The 6,356-nt window shown below is 57.4% G+C and carries 6 protein-coding genes; 3 read left to right on the top strand and 3 right to left on the bottom strand.

Annotated elements, in window-relative coordinates; translation table 11 throughout:
• Positions 1-215 precede the first annotated feature (215 nt).
• The 3 genes from lexA (at position 216) to KBF66_RS18345 (ending at position 2,425) form a co-directional block, all read left to right on the top strand.
• Entirely contained in the window at positions 216-890 is a 675-nt protein-coding gene (lexA, locus tag KBF66_RS18355; RefSeq protein WP_296660946.1) for a transcriptional repressor LexA, read from the top strand.
• A gap of 87 nt (positions 891-977) precedes the next feature.
• Positions 978-1,301: a hypothetical protein gene (locus KBF66_RS18350; protein ID WP_296660942.1), complete on the top strand. Its 324-nt coding sequence runs from the start codon at positions 978-980 to the stop codon at positions 1,299-1,301.
• 116 nt (positions 1,302-1,417) lie between these two features.
• Positions 1,418-2,425 (top strand): D-2-hydroxyacid dehydrogenase family protein, encoded by a 1,008-nt coding sequence (locus KBF66_RS18345; RefSeq protein WP_296660939.1) that lies wholly within the window; start codon positions 1,418-1,420, stop codon positions 2,423-2,425.
• Between the two features lie 43 nt (positions 2,426-2,468).
• On the opposite strand, the gene KBF66_RS18340 is transcribed toward KBF66_RS18345, so the two are convergent.
• The 3 genes from KBF66_RS18340 to acs all read right to left on the bottom strand — a co-directional run.
• Positions 2,469-3,716, bottom strand: coding sequence for an HD-GYP domain-containing protein (locus tag KBF66_RS18340; RefSeq protein WP_296660935.1), 1,248 nt, complete (start codon positions 3,714-3,716; stop codon positions 2,469-2,471).
• Positions 3,717-3,777: 61 nt separating this feature from the next.
• Entirely contained in the window at positions 3,778-4,413 is a 636-nt protein-coding gene (locus tag KBF66_RS18335) for a DUF6806 family protein (protein WP_296660933.1), read from the bottom strand.
• Between the two features lie 184 nt (positions 4,414-4,597).
• Positions 4,598-6,356 (bottom strand): acetate--CoA ligase (acs, locus tag KBF66_RS18330; RefSeq protein ID WP_296660931.1); only part of this gene is annotated, 1,759 nt, incomplete at its 5' end.

The raw sequence follows: 6,356 nt of genomic DNA, 5'->3' as shown, positions 1-6,356 counted from the left end.
TAGCCAACATTGTCAGCCGCGCAATCCGCAGTGCCGGCAATGGTGCCCCCGGTGCCCAAAACCACCACTATTTTTTGTGCCAAATCAGAATTCACTTGCAGACTTTCTAAAACTGTTTAAAAATACAGTTACTGTATAGGAAAACAGTGGCAGCTATTTATCCAGTACAGCATCTTTTGAATCACCGCCATTTTTAGCCATGACCAGGAGCCACCATGCTTAGTCGCCCGAAATTGACCGACCGCCAGCAACAGATCCTTGATCTTATCCAGAGTGCCATCGCGCGCACCGGTGCCCCGCCCACACGTGCCGAAATTGCCACAGAACTGGGTTTCAAATCTGCCAATGCGGCCGAAGAGCATCTGCAAGCCCTGGCCCGCAAAGGCGCAATCGAGCTCGTCAGCGGCACCTCCCGCGGCATTCGGCTGCGCAGCGACGCACTGCGTAGTATCAATGAGTCGCGCCATCAACACCTGGCGTCTCCGCTGGCGGCACTGGTTCAGCTGGCGTTGCCACTGGTGGGTCGCGTAGCGGCCGGGTCACCCATCCTGGCACAGGAGCATGTTGACCAGACCTATTACGTCGAAAGCAGCCTGTTCCAGCGAAAACCCGACTATTTACTCAAAGTGCGTGGCATGTCCATGCGCGACGCAGGCATCATGGACGGTGATTTGCTGGCCGTACAAACCACGCGTGACGCCAAAAACGGCCAAATTGTGGTCGCACGCCTGGGTGATGAAGTGACGGTCAAACGCTTCATGCGCAACAAGGAACTGATCGAACTCCACCCCGAAAACCCTGACTACCAGACGATCGTGGTCGAGCCTGGCGAACCCTTTGAAATCGAAGGTCTGGCGGTCGGCCTGATCCGAAACACCATGCTGATGTGAGCGTCCATCAAAACACCAACTCTGTTGCCCCTCAACCCTGGCTTTTTTTGCTGCAGTAGGCATCACCACCTTTGACCCGGACATCCCATGAACAATCCAAACTCCCATATACAGATCAGCACACCGCTCAAGGCGCTTTGGCACTGGCTGATGGACAAGCCCGGGCATCAGCGTGACGGCGCCAAGGTTCAACCGTCGCTGGCGCTGGCAAACACACGTTCAAGAGCCGTCATCGCCGGGGCTGGCGTTCCCCTGAGTCGTGCACCCAAGCCAAGGGCCTTGCGTGTGGTGCGCGTGCTCGATGCTGATATGCCGCCCAGCACGGCTGGCCGTTTGCGTATCTCGGGTCGAATGGCCGACGTATGCGCCGAACTTGACCGATTGGCAGCCTACGAAGCCAGACTGCACTGATTCAGGCGCAACACACCCTATCCAACGCAACGGTCTGTCGTCCGTCGCCCGTTTGCAGAGGTAATTTTCAGTAACGCATTGCAGCAAACAGACCGCCTCAAGGCACAATTGGCGGCATGAATATTGTGATTCTCGACGATTACCAGGACGCGGTGAGAAAACTGGCCTGTGCCAGCAAACTGGAGGCTTTTCAGGCCAAGGTTTATACCAATACGGTCAAGGGCTTGGGCCAGCTGTCAGTTCGGCTCAAGGACGCGGACGTGATCATTCTCAATCGGGAGCGTACTCACCTGACGCGCCCACTGATTGAAAAGCTCCCCAAACTCAAGTTGGTGGTACAGACCGGGCGGGTTGGCAAACACATTGACATCAACGCCTGCACCGAACGAGGGGTGGCCGTGGCCGAAGGCACCGGGTCACCGGTGGCACCTGCCGAGCTGACATGGGCTTTAATCATGGCAGCCACACGGCGGTTGCCACAGTACATCGGCAATCTCAAACATGGCGCCTGGCAACAATCCGGACTCAAATTCAGCGGCATGCCGCCCAACTTTTGTCTTGGCACCACGCTCAGAGGGCGCACCCTGGGCATCTGGGGTTATGGCAAGATTGGCCAGATTGTGGCGGGTTACGGGCGCGCCTTCGGGATGCGGGTATTGATTTGGGCGCGTGAAGCATCGCGGGGACGCGCCGCACTGGACGACTTTGAACTCGCAGCCAGTCGCGATGAACTCTTTGAAGAAGCCGATGTCCTGACGCTTCACCTGCGTTTGACCGAAGAAACCGAAGGTCTGGTTCGACTGGAGGATCTGTCAAAGATGAAGCCCACCGCCTTGTTTGTCAATGTATCGCGGGCCGAGTTGCTGGAACCCGATGCGTTATTGAGTGCTCTCAACCGGGGCCGGCCCGGTCTGGCTGCAGTGGATGTATTTGAGTCTGAACCTATTTTGCAAGGTCACGCCTTGTTGCGACTCGAGAACTGCATCTGCACCCCTCACATTGGCTATGTTGAGCAAGACAGTTACGAGTTGTATTTTGGCGCGGCGTTTGACAACGTGGTGAACTTCATCAAAGGCCGGCCAACCAATATCGTCAATCCTGGGGCTCTGCAGGTGCGCCGCTGATCGCACCCGTTTGGGTGTATCCCTCGACCTGGCACCCGCCAACTCAGCCCGGCAAGTTTGCCATACCTGACCAAAGCGCATTGAGATCCGGGAAATTCCATTTCGCCGGATCTTCCCGGTTGAGTATCTTGTCGACTTCCGTCGTTTTGGAAAGATCCACAATCACCGGCGGAATACGCATCTCGGCCTTGGTGGAGTAGAAAACCTTGATGATGGGTGTCGTCAAGGAGCGGCTGCTTTGCTCCATCACCACACCAATCCGGCCGGATTTAAGGCGAATCAGCGATCCCACCGGGTAAATGCCCATACTCTTGACAAAGGCCTGAAATATCATCAGATCAAAATGCCCGTTGGCCCACTCCGCCATTTTGCGCAGCGATTCTGCCGGGTCCCAGCCCGCTTTGTAGGGGCGATTGGAAGTGATGGCGTCGTACACGTCGCACACCGCACCCATTTTGGAATACAGGCTGATCTGATCACCCTTGAGCCCCTTGGGGTAGCCGGTACCGCTGGTTTTCTCATGGTGATGCAGCACCACATCAAGGGCAACCGGATCCACGCCGCTACCCGCCAGCAGCATCTTGTGCCCCTCGCCCGGGTGCTGTTTCATGATGTCAAACTCAGCCTCGGTGAGTTTGCCCGGCTTGTTAAGTACGTCAACCGGCATGGCCACCTTGCCCAAGTCGTGCAATAAACCGGCCATACCACACGACCGGGTCTGTGCATCATCCAGTCCAAGCTGCTTGGCCAACGCCACCATCATGGCACACACCGCCACCGAGTGCATGTAGGTGTAATCGTCAGCGGTTTTCAGGCGGGCCAAACTGATGATGGCACCCGGGTTGCGCGAGATGGAATCCGAGATGTCTTCCACCAGTTGCCTGGCACCACCCACGTCAACCGCTTTGCCCATGCGAACTTCTTCAAACATCGACACCACAGCGGCTTTGGATTCCTGGCAGATCAGCGCAGCACGCTCCACCTCCTGCGCTGCCGGAACCGGCGTTGTCTCGCGAATCCGCACCACAGATTGATTCACGGGTGCGGTTGGCACATTCTGCACGGCGGCTTCAACCGGCTTGACCTCAGGTGGCACCGCAACGGCAACATCGGACCCCAGTGCACAGTCAATCCAGACTTCCTTGATTTTGCTGCCCAATATCAACTCAATGTCTTTGGGATCTTTCAGTACAAACCCTGTTCGCCAAAAGGGATGGTCCATCCATGAGCCGCAAAACTCCTTCAGGTGCATGCCCAGCTGCAGTTGGTGGACGCTGACTTTTTTTAGCATGGGGAAATTGTAGGCATCGACGCTCAAAGTCCACCGCAAAAGGGACTAAGAAACCAGCCTCTCAGTGCAGATGCCGGGGTTTGCGCCCACCACCGTGCCCACCTGCCGATCCGCCACTGGATCCCCGCGGTGGTTTGCCAAGCTGCAAGGAATTTACAAGGCTGTCAAACCGCTGTCCGAACAACTGATCAATCGCCGCCACCACACCACCCAATTCAGCACCATCAAAATGGCGCTCCATCAGGTTCACCACATCCTGCACCAGAAGATCCCGCTGCACTTGCATGATGGAGGCCGGATCAGGCCCTACAAAAAGCATCACAAAATCGTCCCGTGACTCCTGCTCCGTGCTGGTATCCTCGTCCTGATCATCAAATTCGGCATCAAAGAACGTGACCTCGATTGCCGCACCGGTTTGCGCCAGCTCGTTGAGATTCATGCACATTTCATCGAGCTCCTGGCGAAAATCGTCATCGCCCTCGACGGTCCAGCACATCTGCAACAAAGACTCCTTGGCATCAAACTGGATGCCCGGCTCATCTTCATAGAAGCTGCCCACGGCATCCGCCAGAGACCTGGCGCCGGCATACTTCCAGATCGGCCTCAGCGCGTCCTGGATGTTGTCAAAACTCACTCCGCTCTTCAGCGCGATCTGACCATGAACATGGATCTCAAATGGGGCGTTATAACTGGCCATGGTAGTGAAAATATCGGTGTCAATGGTTTAGCTGCAACAGAAGTCCTCGGCTAGGCAAGCCGTTTGAGTCGTCCGCTGGAGCACATGATACCGCGATGAGTGACAAAAAAGCCCGCAAACTGCGGGCCTTGCTGGCTTTAAAGGGCCTGCCTGCACCAGGCAGGCAGGCCGTCAAACCCCTCACTCAATAGGTTTGCCCCAACTGGCCGAGGATGGCCGGGTTCTCCAGGGTCGAAGTGTCTTGCGTAATCGACTCGCCCTTTGCCAGCGAACGCAGCAGGCGGCGCATGATCTTGCCGGACCGGGTCTTGGGCAGGTTCTCACCAAAGCGGATGTCTTTGGGCTTGGCAATCGGGCCAATTTCTTTGGCCACCCAGTCACGCAATTCTTTGGCAATGGCCTTGGCCTCATCACCGGTGGGGCAACCGCGCTTGAGCACCACAAAGGCACATATCGCCTCACCCGTCAGATCGTCTGGTCGACCCACCACAGCCGCTTCAGCGACCAGGTCGGTCTTGGCCACCAGTGCCGATTCGATTTCCATCGTGCCCATGCGGTGCCCTGAGACATTGAGCACGTCGTCGATACGCCCCGTAATGCGGAAATAGCCCCGGTCCGCACTGCGCACCGCGCCGTCGCCCGCGAGGTAATAGGTGCCGCCCATTTCAGGTGGGAAATAGCTGTTCTTGAAACGCTCGGGGTCGTTCCAGATGGTACGAATCATCGACGGCCAGGGGCGCTTGACTACCAGCATGCCGCCTGAACCATTGGCCACGTCATGGCCAGCTTCATCCACGATGGCGGCCATGATGCCTGGCAACGGCAGTGTGCAGCTGCCCGGCACCAGCGGTGTGGCACCCGGCAGCGGCGTGATCATGTGACCACCCGTCTCGGTTTGCCAGAACGTGTCGACGATCGGGCACTTTTCGTGGCCGATGTTCTTGTAGTACCACATCCAGGCTTCGGGGTTGATCGGCTCACCCACCGAGCCCAGAATGCGCAGGGTGCTCAGATCGGAACGATCCGGATGGACCTTTTCGTCGCTCTCGGCGGCCTTGATCAACGAACGGATCGCGGTCGGGGCGGTGTAGAAAATGCTGCATTTGTGGCGCTCGATCATCTGCCAGAAACGCCCGGCGTTCGGATAAGTCGGAATACCTTCAAAAATGATCTGCGTGGCACCCGCGGCCAGAGGGCCATAACCCACATAGGCGTGGCCGGTGATCCAGCCAATGTCGGCGGTACACCAGAACACATCGTCCGCCTTCAGGTCGAAGGTCCAGTCCATGGTCAGTTTGGACCACAACACAAAACCGCCGGTGGCGTGCTGCACCCCCTTGGGTTTGCCGGTAGAGCCCGAAGTAAACAAAATGAACAGTGGATGCTCAGCACCCACCATAACAGGCGCACATTCGGTGCTTTGGCCTGCCAGAGCTTCAGTGAAGGTGATGTCGCGGCCGGCCACCATGTTGCAGGCGCTGCTGGTGCGCTCGAACACAAACACCGTCTTGATCGACTCGCAACCGCCCAGGCCCAGACCTTCGTCCACGATGGCCTTCAGGGGCAACTGTTTACCGCCGCGCATCTGGAAGTTGGCAGTGACCACCGCCACGGCACCGGCATCGATGATGCGCTCTTGCAGCGCCTTGGCCGAGAAGCCGCCAAACACCACGCTGTGGGTGGCACCAATGCGCGCGCAGGCCTGCATGGCAATCACACCTTCAAGTGTCATCGGCATGTAAATCAACACGCGGTCACCCTTGCTGATGCCACGGGCCGTGAGTGCATTGGCAAACTGACTCACCTTGGCCAGCAGCTCCTTGTAAGTGGTCTTGGTCACGGCACCGTCGTCGGCTTCGAAAATGACCGCCACCTTGTTCTCGTTGGCGGTGCCCATGTGTTTATCCAGGCAGTTGTACGAGGCATTGAGCTCACCGTCTTCA

This window comes from Rhodoferax sp., assembly GCF_018063565.1.
Classification (GTDB): domain Bacteria; phylum Pseudomonadota; class Gammaproteobacteria; order Burkholderiales; family Burkholderiaceae_C; genus Rhodoferax.
Note: the sequence above shows the minus strand (reverse complement) of the source record. Positions and strands in the feature narration are given on the sequence as shown.